Annotated in this window: 15 protein-coding genes; 7 read left to right on the forward strand and 8 right to left on the reverse strand. The window is 64.0% G+C overall.

All coding sequences use genetic code 11. The annotated features are described in order from the left end of the window. Positions 1–14: 14 nt before the first annotated feature. From JC607_RS00960 to iolG, 5 genes are read right to left on the reverse strand one after another with little or no spacing between them, the layout of a single operon-like run. Complete coding sequence (locus tag JC607_RS00960; RefSeq protein WP_233092514.1) at positions 15–1,154, reverse strand: Gfo/Idh/MocA family protein; 1,140 nt, start codon at positions 1,152–1,154, stop codon at positions 15–17. Further along, positions 1,144–2,118 (reverse strand): hydroxyacid dehydrogenase, encoded by a 975-nt coding sequence (locus tag JC607_RS00965; RefSeq protein WP_198835061.1) that lies wholly within the window; start codon positions 2,116–2,118, stop codon positions 1,144–1,146. Before JC607_RS00965 ends, JC607_RS00960 begins: the two co-directional genes overlap by 11 nt. Beyond that, on the reverse strand, positions 2,118–2,927 hold the full coding sequence (locus JC607_RS00970) for an HpcH/HpaI aldolase/citrate lyase family protein (protein WP_198835062.1): 810 nt from the start codon (positions 2,925–2,927) through the stop codon (positions 2,118–2,120). The genes JC607_RS00965 and JC607_RS00970 overlap by 1 nt, the downstream gene beginning before the upstream one ends. Before the next feature lie 43 nt (positions 2,928–2,970). Then, the gene (locus JC607_RS00975; protein WP_198835063.1) at positions 2,971–4,401 is read right to left on the reverse strand and encodes an NAD-dependent succinate-semialdehyde dehydrogenase; all 1,431 of its coding nucleotides are present in this window, start codon (positions 4,399–4,401) and stop codon (positions 2,971–2,973) included. A gap of 4 nt (positions 4,402–4,405) precedes the next feature. Beyond that, entirely contained in the window at positions 4,406–5,413 is a 1,008-nt protein-coding gene (gene iolG, locus JC607_RS00980; RefSeq protein ID WP_198835064.1) for an inositol 2-dehydrogenase, read from the reverse strand. Between the two features lie 106 nt (positions 5,414–5,519). On the opposite strand from iolG, the gene iolD reads away from it, so the two are divergent. The 7 genes from iolD to iolB are packed head-to-tail and all read left to right on the forward strand — an operon-like array spanning position 5,520 to position 14,115. After that, entirely contained in the window at positions 5,520–7,391 is a 1,872-nt protein-coding gene (gene iolD, locus JC607_RS00985) for a 3D-(3,5/4)-trihydroxycyclohexane-1,2-dione acylhydrolase (decyclizing) (RefSeq protein WP_198835065.1), read from the forward strand. A 4-nt stretch (positions 7,392–7,395) separates the two neighbouring features. Then, positions 7,396–8,289, forward strand: a complete 894-nt coding sequence (iolE, locus tag JC607_RS00990) for a myo-inosose-2 dehydratase (RefSeq protein WP_198835066.1) — start codon at positions 7,396–7,398, stop codon at positions 8,287–8,289. Then, positions 8,286–9,098, forward strand: a complete 813-nt coding sequence (locus JC607_RS00995; RefSeq protein WP_198835067.1) for an SDR family oxidoreductase — start codon at positions 8,286–8,288, stop codon at positions 9,096–9,098. Before iolE ends, JC607_RS00995 begins: the two co-directional genes overlap by 4 nt. Positions 9,099–9,101: 3 nt before the next feature. Next, the gene (locus tag JC607_RS01000; protein ID WP_198835068.1) at positions 9,102–10,163 is read left to right on the forward strand and encodes a sugar phosphate isomerase/epimerase; all 1,062 of its coding nucleotides are present in this window, start codon (positions 9,102–9,104) and stop codon (positions 10,161–10,163) included. Between the two features lie 20 nt (positions 10,164–10,183). Beyond that, positions 10,184–11,317, forward strand: coding sequence for a Gfo/Idh/MocA family protein (locus JC607_RS01005; protein WP_198835185.1), 1,134 nt, complete (start codon positions 10,184–10,186; stop codon positions 11,315–11,317). 36 nt (positions 11,318–11,353) lie between these two features. Then, positions 11,354–13,282, forward strand: coding sequence for a 5-dehydro-2-deoxygluconokinase (gene iolC / locus JC607_RS01010; RefSeq protein WP_198835069.1), 1,929 nt, complete (start codon positions 11,354–11,356; stop codon positions 13,280–13,282). Positions 13,283–13,317: 35 nt separating this feature from the next. Beyond that, positions 13,318–14,115, forward strand: coding sequence for a 5-deoxy-glucuronate isomerase (gene iolB / locus JC607_RS01015; protein ID WP_198835070.1), 798 nt, complete (start codon positions 13,318–13,320; stop codon positions 14,113–14,115). A 61-nt stretch (positions 14,116–14,176) separates the two neighbouring features. Here iolB and JC607_RS01020 read toward each other — a convergent pair whose 3' ends face one another. Genes JC607_RS01020 through JC607_RS01030 form a run of 3 tightly spaced genes read right to left on the reverse strand, consistent with a single transcriptional unit; the run spans position 14,177 to position 17,704 of the window. Next, complete coding sequence (locus JC607_RS01020) at positions 14,177–15,145, reverse strand: substrate-binding domain-containing protein (RefSeq protein ID WP_198835071.1); 969 nt, start codon at positions 15,143–15,145, stop codon at positions 14,177–14,179. 25 nt (positions 15,146–15,170) lie between these two features. After that, positions 15,171–16,163 (reverse strand): ABC transporter permease, encoded by a 993-nt coding sequence (locus tag JC607_RS01025; protein ID WP_198835072.1) that lies wholly within the window; start codon positions 16,161–16,163, stop codon positions 15,171–15,173. Then, a complete protein-coding gene (locus JC607_RS01030) occupies positions 16,160–17,704 on the reverse strand; it encodes a sugar ABC transporter ATP-binding protein (protein WP_198835073.1) in 1,545 nt (514 codons plus the stop codon). The genes JC607_RS01025 and JC607_RS01030 overlap by 4 nt, the downstream gene beginning before the upstream one ends. Positions 17,705–17,848: the final 144 nt, after the last annotated feature.

Here is a 17,848-nt window from a genome sequence, read left to right on the forward strand (position 1 = left end):
CGCGCCGGCAAAGGTCAGGCCGGGATGCTCAGCCATGCGCGCGCGGCAGAGGAGCGCTGGATCGTCTCGACCAGGGTCTGGATCCTGAGGCCCGCGCGGAAATTGAAGGGCTCGGGCGCCTCGCCTGCGATGGCGCGGATATAGCCCTCGACCTCGATGGCTTTCAGATCGTTAAAGCCAAGCTGATGGCCTGGTGCCACGCAGAAACGCCCGTAAGGCGCATGATCCGGTGCGGCCTCGATCCGGCGGAAACCACGGCGGCCCGGGGCGTCATCGGTCGCGTAGAAATGCAGCTCGCTAAAGCGTTCCTGGCTGAAGGCCAGCGCGCCTTTGGTGCCGTAAACCTCGAAATCATGCTGCATCTTGCGGCCTGTCGCGATCCAGTTGCCCTCGACCGAACCCTGCGCACCGCTGGCGAAACGAACGAAGGCGCGGCCCACATCATCCACCTCGACGCGGCGGGTGCCACCTTTGCCATCGGGGCGGGATGGGATCAGCGTCAGGCAATCGCCCATCACCTCGGTGATCGGGCCGAGCAGGAATTCGGCTGTCGCCAGGGCATGGCTGCCGATATCGGCAAGCGCGCCGCCCCCCGCCGGGTCATGGCGGAAGGTCCAGGGCCCGTTCGGGTCAGCCATGTAATCCTCGGCGTGAAGACCGCGATAGCCCCGGATCTCGCCCAGCTCGCCACCCGCGATCATGTCGCGCGCCAGCCGCAGCATCGGGTTGCACAGATAGTTGAAGCCGACCTGGGTTTTCACCCCGGCCTTTTCGGCGGCCAGCGTCATCTCCAGCGCGTCTGTGGCAAGCGGCGCCAGCGGTTTCTCGCAATAGACATGTTTTCCGGCCGCAATCGCCGCCAGCGACATTTCCTTATGCAAAGCATTCGGCGCGGTGATCGAGATCAGGTCGATTTCCGGGTTTTTCACCAGGTCGCGCCAGTCGGTTGTCCAATGCGCGAAGCCCAGTTCGCGCGCGGCACGGGTGGCGGTTTCGACCGTCACATCGGCCACGGTGTGCAGCTCGAGGTCATAGGGCAGCTCGAATACTTTCGGCGCCGAGGTGAAGCCGAAGACATGGGCCTTGCCCATGAAGCCGGTGCCGATCAGGCCGATCCGGAGTTTGGGTTTATCCGTGATTTGATTAGCTGGCATTGGCGACATCCCGGTTGACGATAAGCTGCGGGTCGATGCTGCCCGCAAGGTAATTGACCGCATTCTCGATCGAGGAAACCGCCATTCGCGCCGCGCATTCGGCGGTGAGGCCGGCAATATGCGGTGACAGCACCGCATTGGGCAGATCGAACAGCGGAATATGCCGGGTAGGGGGTTCCTCGGCAAAGACATCCAGACCGGCGGCACCAATCTGGCCCGAGATCAGCGCCGCCGTCAGCGCGTCTTCATCGACCACTCCGCCGCGCGCGGTATTGGCGAGAACAACGCCGGGTTTCATCAGCGCGATCTCTGCGGCGCCAATGGTCGGGTGCTCGGCTTTCGGCACATGGACCGAGATGCAATCGGCCCAGGCCAGCGCCTCGGCGAGGGCGGTGACCTCGGCCACCGGGCCCTTCGGCCAGCCACTGCGCGAGAGCCAGGGGTCATAGGCGCGGATCTTCATGTCAAACCCCGCCGCCATTTTCGCCAGCCGCTGGCCGGTGCGGCCATAGCCGATGATCAGGAGGTTCTTGTCGGAAATCTCATGCGCTTCCAGCCGGTTGCGCCAGTTCCATTCGGACGGCTCGCGTACAGCGCGGTCGGCGAGCAGCACGCGTTTCGCGCCCGCGAGCAGCTGCATCATCGCATGTTCTGCAACCGAGACCGAATTGACATCGCCCACGATGGTCAGCGCGATGCCGCGCGCATTCAGCGCCGCAAGATCCACGGAATCGTAGCCGACCCCATGGCGCGAGACCACTTTCAGCCGCTCTGCTTTGGCGATGGTCGCGGCGGAAAGCGGCTGGGTGCGGATCACCAGCGCATCCGCCTTATGGATCAGCGCGGCGCAGGAAGGCTCGGAGACCTCTTCGACATAGTCGATGGTGAAGCCCTTCGTCTTCAGAACCTCCAGCAGCGCGGTGCCCGAAGGATGCAGCTTTCCGGCGATCAGGAGATGCGGCATCAATAGCCCCCTTTCGCGGCAATGGGGGCGGGGGCGGCACCGGTCAGATCACGCCATTTCGCGACCGAGGCCGATGCGGCGGCTGCCAGCAGCCGCGAGTCGCCGCCGACCGTGGTCAGATCGAACCCCCAGCCGATCGCACGGGCGGCGTAATCGGGAGTGCCGCAATGCAGGCAGGCCCGGATATTGTTTGCCTTGCAGACCGCGAGGATGTGCTGGATCAGCGCGATCAGCTCCGGCTCTTCGCGATCAAAGCCGATGGGGTGCTTTGTGCCGGTGGTGCCAAGCGTCAGATCGGCGGGGCCGATATAGATGCCGTCAAGGCCGGGGGTCGCGGCGATGGATTCAAGATTGTCGACACCGCCCTGGGTCTCGATCATCGCGAGCGCCAGCACCTGGTCATTCGCCGCCGACCCATAGCCACCATAAGCCACTGCCGCGCGGGTCGGGCCATAGCTGCGCTGCCCATGCGGCGGGTAGCGCGTGTAGCTGACGAATTCGGCGGCCTCGGCGGCGGAATTGACCATCGGGCAGATGATGCCCTGGGCGCCGGCATCCAGCGCCTTCATGATCGCGCCGGGCTCGCGCCAGGGCACGCGGACCATCGGCGTCACACCCGAGGCGCGCATCGCCTGCAGCATGGGCAGCACCGCCGTGTAGTCCAGCGCACCATGCTGCGCGTCGATTGTGATGCTGTCATAGCCCTGCGCCGCCATGATCTCGGCGGTGAAGGTGTTGCCGATCGAGAGCCAGCCATTGATGGCGGCGCGCCCTTCGGACCACTGTTGTTTCAGCCGGTTGGTGAACATGCCGGTTCCTTTATAAGCGCGATCTGGCCAGAACGGGGTTTAGTCAGAACAGGATTTGGGCGAGTTTGGTGTCGAGATAGTCGCGGATCCCTTCGGACCCGCCTTCGCGGCCCATGCCGGACTGGTTGGTGCCGCCGAAGGGCGCCTCGGAGGCTGCAAGGGCAAAGCTGTTGATCCCGACCATGCCGGATTTCAGCGCAGCCGTGACGCGCCGCGCGCGCTCGGGCGAGCGGGTGAAGGCATAGGCCGAAAGCCCCATGTCGGAGGCATTGGCGCGGGCGATGACCTCGTCTTCGCCCGAGAACCGGGTGATCGCGGCGATGGGGCCGAAGTTTTCCTCAGAAAAGACTCGCATCTCGTCGCGCACATCGGTCAGCACGGTCGGCTCGTAGAAATGGCCGGTGTTCAGATGGGCGGGGCGGCGACCGCCAAGTTTCAGGGTTGCGCCTGCGGTGAGCGCGTCGGCAACGATCGTTTCGATTTCTGAAAGGCGCCCGGCATTGATCAGGGGGCCCATGCCGGTTTCCGGGTCCATACCATCGCCCACTTTGATCTTTGCGGCGCGGGCGACAAAGCCCTCGACAAAGGCGTCATGCAGGCTTTCATGCACAAAGAAACGGTCGGCAGTCACACAGACCTGGCCCGCATTGGCGTATTTGGTCGCAACGGAAAGATCGAGCGCGGCCTCCAGATCGGCATCATCGAAGATGATCAGCGGCGCATTGCCGCCCAGCTCCATCGAGACCTTTTTCACGGTTTCCGCCGCGTCGCGGATCATCTGCTGACCCACCCGGGTCGAGCCAGTGAGCGAGACCTTGCGCACCCGCTCATCAGCCATGATCGGTGCATAGGTGTCGGCGGTTGATCCGACCACCAGCCCGACCGCGCCATCCGGCAGGCCAGCAGCGCGCAGGCAATCGACGATCACCATCGCCACGCCCGGGGTCTGCGACGACGGGCGCAGCACAACCGGGCAACCGGCGGCGAGCGCCGGTGCCAGCTTGCGCGCCGGCAAAGCTGCGGGGAAATTCCAGGCGGTAAAAGCGCCGACGATGCCGACCGGCTCATGGCTGATTTCGAACCGTCCGCCGGGCACCCGGCTGTCGACAATCCGGCCATAGATCCGCCGCGCCTCTTCAGCATACCAGCGGAACTGATCACAGGCGAGCACCCATTCCCGGCCTGCCTGGGCGATGGGCTTCCCGGTCTCGAGCGAGATCATCCGCGCGCCTTCATCGGCGCGGCGGATCATCTCATCGGCGGCGCGGTGCAGCGCGTCGGCACGGCCGAAACCGCCCATGGCACGCAACGGCCCCTGCGCCAGCGCCGCCGCATCCAGCGCCGCGCAAGTCTGCGCGACCGAGGCGAAAGCAACCGCGCCAAGAGAGACGCCGGAGACCGGAGAGTATACCTCTCCCGCGGTGGCGCCGGGGATCCAGGCGCCACCTGTGAACAGGCCGAAATTGTCGTACATGGGGTTACCCGATGTCTTTCGTGAGGATGGTGCGGCCTTCGGCCACTGATCTGATCGCGGCCTCGGCGAGGATCAGCGCCTGGCGACCGTCTTCAAAAGTCATCGGCGGCGCGATGCCGTTTTCGACCGCATCGACAAAGGCGCCAATCTCGGCGGCGAAGGCGTCGTCATAACGCTCGATGAAGAAGTTCAGGAGCGGCGGCGCGGCCTCGGTCTGTTCGGCGTTGAACAGGCGCACTTTGGTCATGGCGTGGTTTTCCGAGATCGCCATGCCTTTAGATCCGAAGGCCTCGACCCGCTGGTCATAGCCATAGACCGCGCGGCGCGAATTGTTGATGATCGCCTGCTTGCCAGAGGCGGTTTTCAGCACCACGGTGACAGTGTCGTAATCGCCAAGCTTTTCCATCAATCCGGGCTTCACGAGGCGCGAGCCGGTGGCGGAAACCTCGGTCACATCCTCGCCCAGCATGAAACGCGCCATGTCGAAATCATGAATCGTCATGTCGCGGAAGATGCCGCCCGAAACCTCCATATAGGCATCGGGTGCCATGTCGGGGTCGCGTGACGTGATGATGACCTGGTGCAGATCACCGATCTGGCCCGAGGCAATCGCAGCCTGCACGCCCCCATGGCCTTTGTCCATCCGGCGCACGAAGCCGAGCATGATCGGAACGCTTGTGCCTTTGATCTTTGCAGCGCAGGCATTGACGCGGGCGAGCGACAGATCAATCGGCTTTTCGCACAAAGCGGGCTTGCCGGCGGCGACCGCGGCCTCGATCAGATCGGCATGGGTGGCGGTCGAAGAGGCAATAAGAATTGCATCGACATCTTTCGACGCGATCAGCGCTTCGGCGCTGTCGAACCGGGTCACACCCAGTTTTTGGGCCACTTCGGCGGCAGATGGGGTATGAATATCATAGACACCGGCGAGTGTCGCACGCGGGTGTGCTGCGATGTTTTCGGCATGCATACGGCCAATTCGGCCCGTGCCGATTACTGCAATCCTGAGCATTGAGTCTCCTCCTCAACTTTGTTGCAATAATCATTGCTATGACGTTGCATTGTCAATATGCATTCCGTAAGCATTGAGAAAAGATACATCCGCAGGAGGAGGCGAGATGACCGGATCTACTGTGCGTCTGACTATGGCGCAGGCCCTTGTTCGTTACCTTTGCAGCCAGTTCACCGAGATTGACGGGCAGCGCGTTCCGCTTTTTGCAGGTGTTTTCGGTATCTTTGGCCATGGCAATGTGACCTGCCTGTCCGAAGCGCTGGAGACGGTGCAGGACCAGCTTCCGACCTGGCGCGGCCAGAATGAACAGTCGATGGCGCTGGCCGCGATTGGATTCGCGAAAGCCAAGCAGCGCCGTCAGCTGATGGTCGCGGCGACCTCGATCGGCCCTGGCGCGGCCAATATGATCACGGCGGCGGGTGTGGCGATGGCGAACCGCCTGCCGGTCCTGCTGATCGCGGGCGATACATTCGCGAACCGCATTCCCGACCCTGTGCTGCAACAGGTTGAACATTACAACAACCCGTCGATCACCGTGAATGACGCCTTCAAGCCGGTGGTGCGTTACTGGGATCGCATTGTTCTGCCGGAACAAATCATCCAGTCGCTGCCCCAGGCCGTGGCCGTGATGCTGGACCCCGCCGATTGCGGCCCGGCTTTCATCGGTCTGGCCCAGGACACCCAGGAAGTCGCCTACGATTACCCGGAAGTCTTCTTCGAGCCGAAGGTCTGGAAGATTCCCCGCCCGCGCCCCGACCGCGATTCGGTCGCCGCTGCTGTCGAAGTGCTGAAAGGCGCGAAACTGCCGCTGATCATCTCGGGCGGTGGCGTGCGCTACAGCCGTGCCGAACAGGCGCTGGCCGATTTCGCCGCCAAACGCGGCATCCCGGTTGTGGAAACCGTGGCGGGCAAGGGTGCTTTCACCCATGACCATCCGGTGCATATCGGGCCGGTGGGCATCCTCGGCTCGACCTCGGCGAATGAGCTGGCGCGGGAGGCGGATGTGATTCTCGCCATCGGCACCAGGTTGCAGGATTTCACCACGGGGTCGTGGACCGCGTTTTCGAAATCAGCGCAGTTCATCTCGCTGAACGCGGCGCGGTTCGATGCGATCAAGCACCGGGCGCTCTCGGTTGTGGGCGATGCGAAGGAGGGCATTCTGGAGCTCGACGCGGCTCTGGGCAGCTGGAAGGCTGACGCGGGACTCTTGCCGCGCGGCAAGAAGCTGTTTACCGAATGGAACAAGCTGCTCGACAGCCTGCAGGCCCCGACCGATGCAGCGGTGCCGTCCTATCAGCAGGTCGTCAATGTGGTGAATCAGGCAGCGCGCCCGGGTGATACGCTCGTCACTGCGGCCGGTGGTCTGCCGGGCGAGGTCGTCAAAGGCTGGCGCGTCAAAGACCCGCATACTTTCGACTGCGAATTCGGTTTCTCCTGCATGGGCTATGAGATCCCGGCGGGCTGGGGCGCCGCCATGGCGCAGGAAGGCCCGGGCGGCACTGGTGGCACGCCCATCGTGATGCTGGGCGACGGCACCTATATGATGGGCAACTCGGACATCTATTCGGCGGCGCTGACCGGCCATAAGATGATCGTGATCGTCTGCGATAATGGTGGCTATGCGGTGATCAACCGGTTGCAACAGGCCAAGGGCGTGCCGGGCTTCAACAACCTGTTGAAAGACTGTCGCATCCGCGACCGCAACAACCCGCTGCATGTCGATTTCGTGGCCCATGCCAAATCCATGGGCGCGGCGGCGAAACATGTCGAAAGCCTTGCCGATCTGCCTGCCGCCCTGGAATGGGCCTATGATCAGGACGGCGTGACGGTCCTGTCGATTGTCACCGACGCCTGGACCTGGACGCCGGGTGATGCCGACTGGGATGTCGGCGTGCCTGAGGTTTCGACCTTTGAATCGGTCCGCACCGCGCGGGCCAATCAGGAAAAAATTCGCAAACAACAGCGTATCGGGGTCTGATACCATGAAAGCGAAACTTGGAATTGCCCCGATTGCCTGGTGGAATGACGACCTCGCGGAACTGTCGGATGATGTGAGCCTTGAGGAATGTCTGCGCCAGGCCTCGGTCGCGGGCTTCACCGGTATGGAGACCGGCCGCCGCTTCCCGATGGATATGGCAGAGCTTGGGCCGATTCTCGACCGCTTCGGCATCTCGGTCTGTGGCGGCTGGTTCTCGGGCCTCTTGGTCGATGGTGATATCGAGGTCGAGAAGGACCGCATCGCGGAACAGATGGCCTTTTTCATCGCGGCCAAAGCGCCCTGCATTGTCTATGGCGAGACGGCGCGCTCGATCCAGGGCGTGCGCTCGGCACCGCTCGCGACAAAGGCGAAGCTGACTGAAACCGAGATGGCGGCTTACGGTCGCAAGATCAGCGACTTCGCCGACTGGTGCGCGAAACAGGGGATGCCGATCTCCTATCACCACCATATGGCGGCGGTGGTGGAGACCGAGCCGGAGATTGATCTCTTCCTGAAGCATTCTTCTGTGCCGCTCTTGTTTGATGCCGGTCACCTCGCCTTCGCGGGCGGCGATCTGATGCGGGTGATCGACAACCACCATGCGCGCTTCACCCATGTCCACACCAAGGACATCCGGCAATCGGTGATCGACGGCCTGGACCGTACGAAAGAGAGCTTCCTTGATGCGGTGATCAAAGGTGCCTTTACCGTGCCGGGCGATGGCTCGCTGGACTTTGAGGCGATTGTGAAAGCGCTGGCCCAGAAGGGCTATGAAGGCTGGTTCGTGGTCGAGGCAGAGCAGGATCCGAAAATCTCGCCGCCGCTGGAAATGGCAGTGAAGGGCCATAAAGAGCTGATGCGCGTCATGGCCGCCGCCGGCTATGAGGTGGCGAAATGAACCGGATCGACGGGAAAGTCGCGATTGTCACCGGCGGCACCCAGGGCCTTGGCGCGGCGATTGCCCGGCTCTTTGCCGAGGCCGGTGCCGCAGGCATCGTGATCGTCGGGCGCGGCGAGGAAAAAGGCCGCGCGGTCGCCAAGTCGATCTTTGACGCGACCGGCGTTCCGGTGGAACTGGTGCTGGCCGACCTCGGCAATATCGAGGATGTGGCGAAGATTGTCCCTGCGGCTGACAAGCGTTTCGGCCGGGTCGATATCCTCGTGAACGCGGCGGGCCTGACGGATCGCGGCAATATGCTCAACACCTCGCCGGAGCTTTTTGACCGCATGATCGCGGTCAATACCCGCGCGCCGTTCTTCCTGATCCAGGACGCGGCAAAGGTGATGATCCGCGAGGGGATCGAGGGCCGTGTGGTCAATATCGGTTCGATGTCGGGGCTGGCGGGCCAGCCTTTCCTCGCGCCCTATTCGACCTCGAAAGGTGCGCTTTCGACCCTGACCCGCCATGCCGGTTTCGCGCTGATGCGGCATAAGATCCATATCAACCAACTCGATATCGGCTGGATGAATTCGGATCATGAACGGGCGCTCGTGCTTTCGGAAACCGGTGACCCGGATTTCATCGACCGGGCGGCGGCGGCGAAACCCTTTGGCCGGATCCTCGACCCGAAAGAGGTGGCGCGCGCGGTGCTCTGGATGGCCTCGGATGATGGCGGCATGATGACAGGCGCGGTCATTCCCTTCGACCAGTCGGTCTATGGCGGCTATGACGACGCACCCGTGCCTGCGGGCGCGCTGGAGGGTTGAGCGATGCGCACGATCAAAGGACCAGGGATCTTTCTTGCGCAGTTTGCTGCGGATGACGCGCCCTATAATACGCTGCCGGGCCTCGCGGCCTGGGCGGCGGAGAAGGGTTTCAAGGGCGTGCAGATCCCGACCTGGGAGACGCGTCTGATCGATATGGAAAAGGCGGCGACCTCGGACGCTTACAGAGATGAGATCAAGGGCCTGCTGGCCGATCACGGGCTGGAAATCACCGAATTTGCTTCGCATATCACCGGCCAGCTGGTGGCGGCGCATCCCTGTCATGACGGGGTGCTGGATGCCTTTGCGCCCGCACATGTGCGTGGCAACCCTGCGCGCCGCCGCGCCTGGGCGGAAGAACAATTGCGTTTCGCGGCCCGCGCCTCGCAGCGGTTCGGGATCGACCGGCATGTGACCTTCTCGGGCGCGCTTTTATGGCCCTATCTCTACCCCTATCCGCAATGGCCCGAGGGGCTGGTCGAGGAAGGGTTTGACGAGCTTGCCCGCCGCTGGACGCCGATCCTCAATGATTTCGACGCGCATGGCGTGGATGTCTGCTACGAAATCCACCCGATGGAAGACCTGCATGACGGGCATTCCTGGGAGTATTTTCTGGGTAAAGTGAACAACCATCCCCGGGCCAATCTGATGTATGACCCAAGCCATCTGGTCCTGCAGGGCATGGATTATCTGAGTTTCATCGACCATTACCATGACCGCATACGCACCTTCCATGTGAAGGATGCCGAGTTCCGCCCCGATGGCAAATCCGGCGCCTATGGCGGCTATATGCCCTGGTCGAAACGCGCGGGCCGTTTCCGCAGCCCGGGCGATGGCCAGGTCGATTTCGGCGCCATTTTCACCAGATTGTCCACTTACGGCTTTGACGGCTGGGCGGTGCTGGAATGGGAATGTTTCATCAAAAACCCCGAAGACGGCGCGCGTGAGGGCGCTCAGTTCATCAGGGATCACATTATCCGCGTCTCGGACCGGGCCTTTGATGATTTCGTGAAATCCGGCGCGGACCGGGCAGCCAACCGGGCGATGCTCGGGCTGGGGGAAGCATGACGCGGCAATTGCGGCTTGGGATGATCGGCGGTGGTGAAGGGGCCTATATCGGCAATATCCACCGCCTGGCGGCACGGCTTGATGGCGCATGGGTGCTGGTGGCGGGGGCCTTTGACGCAGATCCCGCAAAGGGCCGGGCTTTCGCACAAAGCCAGGGCATCGCCCTGGATCGCAGCTACGGGACATATCAGGAGCTGATCGCGGGGGAGCTCGCCCGCGAGGACCGCGTCGATGCCGTCGCGATCTGTACGCCCAATTTCACCCATTATCCGATGGCGAAGGCGCTGATCGAGGCGGGCATTGCGGTGATCTGTGAAAAGCCGCTGACCGCCACGCTGGAAGAGGCCCTGGCGCTGGAGGAACTCGCCCGGGCGCGGGGTGTTTTCGTCGGCGTCACCTATACTTATTCCGGCTATCCGATGGTGCATGAGGCCCGCGCGCGGGTCGCGGCAGGTGAGATCGGCGCGGTCCGGACCGTGCAGGTCGAATATCCGCTGGAATGGATGGCGACGACGATTGAGGCTCAGGGCAATCCACAGGCCGCCTGGCGGACCGACCCGAAAAAGAACGGGCGCGGCGGCTCCATCGGCGATATCGGCACCCATGCCTATCACCTTGCGGGCTTTGTCACCGGGCTGCGACTGGAATCGCTGACCGCCGATCTTGCGACCTTTGTGAACGGTCGTTCGCTTGACGACAATGCGCATGTGATGCTGCGCTATGAGGGCGGCGCGCGCGGGCTTTTGTGGTCGAGCCAGGTCGCCATCGGCAATTCCAACGGTGTGCGGATCCGGGTCTTTGGTGGCAAGGGCTCGCTTGCCTGGTATCAGGAACAGCCCAATGAGCTGGTCCTGACCCCGCTTGAGGGCCGCGTGCAGACCATCAAGCGCGGCGCGGGCGATCTGTCACCGGCGGCGAAGGCGCGGACCCGTACGCCTCCGGGCCATCCCGAAGGCTATCTCGAGGCCTTCGCCAATCTCTATCTCGGTTTTGCCGAGGCGATCCGCGCCCGGGCAGAGGGCCGCGTGCCTGCGCCCATCGGCCAGGACCTGCCGCTGATCCAGGACGGGGTCAGGGGCGTCGCTTTTGTCGAGGCGGTTGTCGACAGCCATGAGGCCGAAGATCAGCCCTGGATCACGCCCGTCGCAGTTTGAGACCACGCGTTTGCCCCGGGGGAGGGGGTTTGTGAGATGACGAAAAAGCTGGATCTCGTGACCATTGGCCGGTCCTCCATTGACCTCTATGGGGCGCAGGTGGGTGGCCGGCTGGAAGATATGGGCGCGTTTCAGAAATATGTCGGCGGCTCCCCCACCAATATGGCGGTGGGGACGGCCCGGCTGGGGCTGAAACCGGCGCTGGTCACCCGGGTGGGCGATGAACATATGGGCCGGTTCCTGCGCGAAGAGCTGGCGCGCGAAGGCGTCGATACCCGCGGCGTGGTGACCGACCCGGAACGGCTGACGGCGCTGGTTTTGCTGGGGATCCGCGATGAGCATCAGTTCCCGCTGATCTTCTACCGTGAGAATTGCGCCGATATGGCGCTGTGCGAGGATGATATTGACGAGGCGCTGATCGCGGACACCCGCGCAGTGGTCGCGACCGGCACTCATCTTTCGCATCCGCGTACCAAGGCGGCGGTGCTGAAGGCGCTGGCGCTGGCCCGCCAGCATGGCGCGCGGACGGCGCTGGATATTGATTACCGCCCGAACCTCTGGGGCGTCGCGGGTCATGGGGACGGCGAGAGCCGTTTCGTCGAAAGCGCCGAGGTGACGGCCAAGCTGCAAACGACGCTGCATCTCTTTGATCTGATTGTCGGGACCGAGGAAGAGTTCCATATCGCGGGCGGTTCGACCGATACGATTGCGGCGCTTCGGGCCGTGCGCGCGCTCAGCAGCGCCACACTGGTCTGCAAACGCGGCGCGGCGGGGGCGGTGGCCTTTACCGGCGCGGTGCCCGACAGCCTCGATGCGGGCGAGACCGGGCCGGGGTTCCCGATCGAGGTGTTCAACGTGCTGGGCGCGGGGGACGGGTTCATGTCGGGCCTGCTGAAGGGCTGGCTGGATGATGAGAAATGGCCGCGCGCTCTGAAATATGCCAATGCCTGCGGGGCTTTCGCGGTGTCGCGCCATGGCTGTGCGCCGGCCTATCCTTCGCTGGCCGAACTGGAGTTCTTCCTGGATCGCGGTGTGACCCGCCCGGATCTGAGAAACGACGCAGCGCTGGAACAGATCCACTGGTCGACCAACCGCCGGGCGCTGCGGGGCGAAAGCCGGGGCAATCCGTGGCGGGATATCCGCGTCTTTGCTTTTGATCACCGGATGCAGCTGGAGCAGATGCAAGGCGCAACGCCGGCCAAAATCGGAGCCTTCAAAGAACTGTGCCTTCAGGCTGCGCAGGGCGTCCAGGCGGGCCGGCCGGGTTATGGCATCCTCTGCGACAACCGCCTCGGCAAGACCGCGCTGCATGCGACAGCGGGAACCGGGCTCTGGGTCGGACGTCCGGTGGAATGGCCGGGCTCGCGCCCCCTGAGCCTTGAGCCCGAGATCGGCGCGGATTACGGCGGGCTGGTCGAATGGCCGCTGGATCATGTGGTCAAGGTGCTGTGTTTCTGCCACCCTGATGACGATGCCGCGACCTGGGCGCAGCAGGAAGACGTGGTGAAACGTCTGTTTGCCGCAGCGCGCCGCAACCGGCTGGAATTCCTGCTCGAGGTGATCCCGTCCAAGGTGGCACCGGTCGATGACATGACCACGGCCAGGATCATCCGCCGCTTCTACGATCTGGGGATCTATCCTGACTGGTGGAAGCTCGAGCCGATGAAGAGCGCCGAGGCCTGGGCCAATGCCGTCGCCGCCATTGAGGATAACGACCCGAACACGCGCGGCATCGTGATCCTTGGCCTTGACGCGCCCGAGGCGGAGCTGGCCGCAAGCTTCCGCGTCGCGGCGGCGCAGCCGCTGGTCCGGGGCTTTGCGGTCGGACGGTCGATCTTTGGTGATGTGGCGCGGGCCTGGATGGAGGGTAAGGCGGATGACGCCGGGGCGGTCGCGGAGATGTCGGCGCGCTACAGCCGGCTGTGTGAGATCTGGGATCAGGCAAGGCGCGCCAGCGCCGGCTGATGCCCGCGCCCGCGCCAGTGACAGGAATCGTATCCATGAGCCAATTGCAACTGAAACCCTTCGGCACCACGGGCAAGGTGCATCAGGTCACCCCCGCTTCGGCCGGCTGGCGCTATGTCGGCTTTTCGCTCTATCGGCTGCGGCCCGGCGAGACGGCGGCGGAAGCGACCGGCAGTGATGAGGTGATCCTGGTCATGATCGAGGGCAAGGCCGCCTTCAGTGCCGCCGGTCAGGACTGGGGCCTGCTTGGCGAGCGGATGAATGTCTTTGAAAAGACCCCGCCGCACAGCCTTTATGTGCCGCCGGGGCAGGACTGGCGCGCGGTGGCCGAAACCGCCTGCACCATCGCGGTCTGTGCCGCGCCCGGCAAGGGCAATTACCCGGCGCGCCGGCTTGGCCCCGATGGCATCACCCTGACCGAGCGCGGATCGGGCTGCAATCTGCGGCTGGTGAACAATATCGCGATGGAGATGCATGACGTCTGTGACAGTCTGCTCGTCACCGAAGTTTATACCCCCGCTGGCAACTGGTCGTCTTACCCAAGCCACCGCCACGACGAGGATGATTTTCCCCGCATCACCTATCTCGAAGAGACCTATTACCACCGGTTGAACCCGGGCGATGGTTTTGCCTTTCAGCGCGTCTATACCGATGACGGGCAGTTTGATGAGGTCATGGCGGTGAAAGATGGCGATGTGGTGCTTGTTCCGCGCGGCCATCACCCCTGCGGCGCGCCCTACGGGTTCGAGCTCTACTACCTCAACGTCATGGCCGGCCCGCGCCGCAACTGGCGCTTTGTGGCGGACCCGGCGGTCGCATTCCTGATGAAGTGAGCCCTCGGCCATGAAAAAGGGCGCGGGATAAACCCCGCGCCCTCTCGCGTTTCGGACAGGTTCAGTAGGGGCTGTCGGGGAAGTAATATTCCGCCGCGTTCTCAGCCGTGATCAGCGGGCTGTCGAGCGTGTAGATGCCATGCACCGGCGATTGCACCGCATAGCGCGCGGCGGTGACGGTGATCGCGGGGATGATCAGGGTCGGCGGGTAGAAGATGTCAGCGTCGATCAGCGCGTCCCCATCCATGATCAGCTTGATCACCCGGTTCATCCCCGAGCCGCCCAGCAGCTTCATCCCCTCCGCACGGCCGGCCTGTTCGATGGCCGCTTTGGCGCCAAGCGCCGCGTCATCGTCACCGGCCCAGACCCCGTCGATCTGGGGGAAGCGGGTGAGGAAGTCCTGCATCACCTCAAACCCCTTATCGGGGTTCCAGTTGGCATATTGCATGTCGAGAACCTCGATCCCCGACCCTTCGAGGGCGGCGTTGAAGGCCTCGATGCGGATATTGTCGATGGCGGTCGGGATGCCGCGCATGACGACGATCTTGCCGCCATTGGGCAGCTTGCCCTTAAAGTAATCGGCGGCGATCTTGCCATATTGCGGGTTATTGCCGCCGACATAGAGATCTTCAACGCCCGGCTCGGACAGGCCACGGTCAACGGCGGTGATGAAGATGCCACGCGCCTTGGCGGCCTTGACCGGCTCGGTCAGCGGGTCGCTTTCCATCGGCAGGATTACCAGCGCAGTGATGCCCTGGGCGATCAGGTCTTCGACATTATTGACCTGGGCCTGGACATCGCCGGCGGTGGTCACCACGAAATCAAGCTGCGGGAAGGCGGCCTGCAAGGATTTGACGGTGCGCTCGGTGTGATAGTTCAGACCGCCGGTCCAGCCATGGGTCGCGGCCGGGATCGCGATGCCGATTTTCGCGACTTTTTCTTGTGCGCGGGCGGGCAGGGCGGCCAGCGGCAGCGCCATGCCTGCGGCCGATGCCACCAGCATATTGCGGCGGGAAAGGTGGGCTTTCATTGGGGGTCTCCTCCGGTTGAAAAACTCAGGTGCCGCTGCGCCGGCGTTGCAGCAGGACGGCGATGACGATGATGGTGCCCTGGAAGGCGCCATTGAGATGCGGGCTGAAATACGAGGTGAGGTTGAGGATATTCGCGACGAGGCCAAGGATCAGCACACCAACCACCGTGCCCCAGACCCGCCCATACCCGCCCGCCAGCGCCGTGCCGCCGATGATCACGGCGGCAATCGCCTCCAGCTCCCACAACATGCCGGTCGAGGGCGTGACGGCGCCAAGGCGCGGCACATAGATCAGCGTGGCGAGGCCCACGCAGGCGCCCTGCAGCACATAGGTCGCAAGCCGCACCCCATTCACCGGAATCGCGGAATAGCGCGAGACATCGGGGTTCGAGCCGATGGCCGTGACATGGCGGCCAAAGCGCATCCTTGTCATGACGAATTCACCGAGCGCGGCCAGCACCGCGAAGATGATCACCGGCACCGGGATCCCCAGCACCGCGCCATAATAGAGCCCGCGCCCGGCATCGCGCAGTGCGAAATCGAGCGAGATCGAGCCGCCATCCGACATCCAGGTCACCAGCGAACGCATGATCCCCATCGTGCCCAGCGTGACGATAAAGGCTTCGATCCGGGCGAAAACCACCAGCGAGCCGTTCAGAAGCCCGGCCAGCATCCCGATCACCAGCGCCAGCGTCATGCCGGTGATCAGCGCGGCCATCGGCGACATATGGGCGAGAAACCAGTTCATCCCCATGATGCCCAGCCCCGCCACCAGCGCGGCCATCGCGCCGACTGAGAGGTCCAGCCCGCGTGCGGTAATCACAAAGGTCGCGCCGATCGCGATGATCCCGATGATCGAGGACCTTGTCAGCACATTGAGGACATTCTCGGCGGTCAGAAAGGTCTCGCTGGACACGGCGCCGAGGATCACCAGCAGGATCAGCGCGATCAGCGGCCCGAGCTGGCCAATCCTCTGGCGCAGCGGCGTGGCGGCGGGGGCGAGGGTTGCGTCGCTCATGCGGGGATTTCCTTCTCTGTATCAGTGGAAAGGCCAAGGCCGAGGCGCAGGATATCGGCCTCGCTCACCTGGCCGCCCTCGGGCTGGCGGATGGTGCCTGCGATGCGACCGCGATCCATGACGAGGATGCGATGGGCAAGGCCGATCAGCTCGGGCAGTTCCGACGAGATCACGACAACGGCGCGGCCTTCGGCGGCGAGCCCGGCGATCAGGCGGTAGATCTGGGCCTTGGCGCCGATATCGACGCCGCGCGTCGGCTCGTCGAGGATGACGATATCCGGTTGGCTCGCCAGCGTCTTCGCCAGCAGCAGTTTCTGCTGATTGCCGCCCGAGAGCCGCCCCGCCGGGATCAGCGGATTGGCCGAGCGGATGTCGAATGTCTCGCGCGCCTTTGCATAGCGCGCGCGCTCGCCCGCCGGGTCAAGGAGCGGCCCGCCCGACAGGGCACCCAGCGTCAGATCGGCATTGACGATCTGGCTGGCCTCAAGCAGCAGACCCCGGCTTTTGCGGTCTTCGGTCAGATAGGCGATGCCCTTTGCCCAGGCCTCACGGCTTTTCGGCAGCGCCCGCGTCTCACCGCGCAGGGTAAAGCGGCGCGCGCGGGCGGGGCGCAGGCCCACAAGGCCCTCGAACATCTCGGTGCGGCCTGATCCGACCAGGCCTGCCACGCCGAGGATCTCGCCCGGATGGAGCGCAAAGTCCGCATCCCGCACCGGGGCGCCGATCTCGCGCGGCACGTCAAGCCCCTCGACCTCCAGGACAGGGGGGGCGACAGGCGCCGGGCTGCGGGGCAGGAAGAGGTCGGAGATTTCGCGCCCGACCATGGCGGTGGCGATGTCATGTTCTGAGACGTCTGAGGTGGGGCGGTCCATGGTGATGGTGCCATCGCGCAAAACCGTGACACGGTCGGCAATCTCGCGCACCTCGTCGAGCCGGTGCGAGGTGAAGATCACCGCGCCACCTGCCGCGCGGAAGGCGCGGATGCGGTCAAAAAGCGCGGCGGTTTCCTCGCGGCCCAGAACGGCGGTGGGTTCATCCATCAGCAACAGCGCGGGGCCCGCGCCAAAGGCCTTGGCAAGCTCAACCACCTGCCAGCTCGCCACCGGCAGATCGCGCATCGCGGCCTCGGGATGGATCTGCGCGCGCAAAAGCGTCAGCGCCGCCGCTGCCTGGTCGCGCATCTTGCGGCGATTGACCACGCCGAAGCGGCCCGGTTCGCGCCCGAGATGGATGTTTTCGGCGACATTCATATCAGGGATCAGCGCAAATTCCTGATGGACAAGCGTGATCCCCATCTTCTCAGCGCGGTGCAGATCGGCGGGAACCGGATTGCCCTGCCAGTGGACCGTGCCCGACCCCGGCGCCTGATAGCCGCCGATGATCCGCATCAATGTCGATTTTCCGGCGCCATTCTCACCCGCCAGCGCCACAACCTCGCCCGGACGCACCGCCAGGTCGATACCCGCAAGCACCCGGTTCGGCCCGTAGAAATGTGTAACATCGCGGATCTCAAGCCCGCCGCCCGTCGCAGATTGCTGCATGTCCTCCCCTTTCTCCCAGGCCGTGCGAGCGCGCCGCAAACCCTCTGCCGCTGATCAGCGCGCAGCTTTCACCGGCGCAAGAGGCGGAGCCCTTCGCGCTGAAATCAGGTAATTGGTGCGATCCCCCTCGGGTGTCAGAGCGGC

This window comes from Paracoccus sp. IB05 (assembly GCF_016405985.1).
GTDB lineage: Bacteria > Pseudomonadota > Alphaproteobacteria > Rhodobacterales > Rhodobacteraceae > Pseudogemmobacter.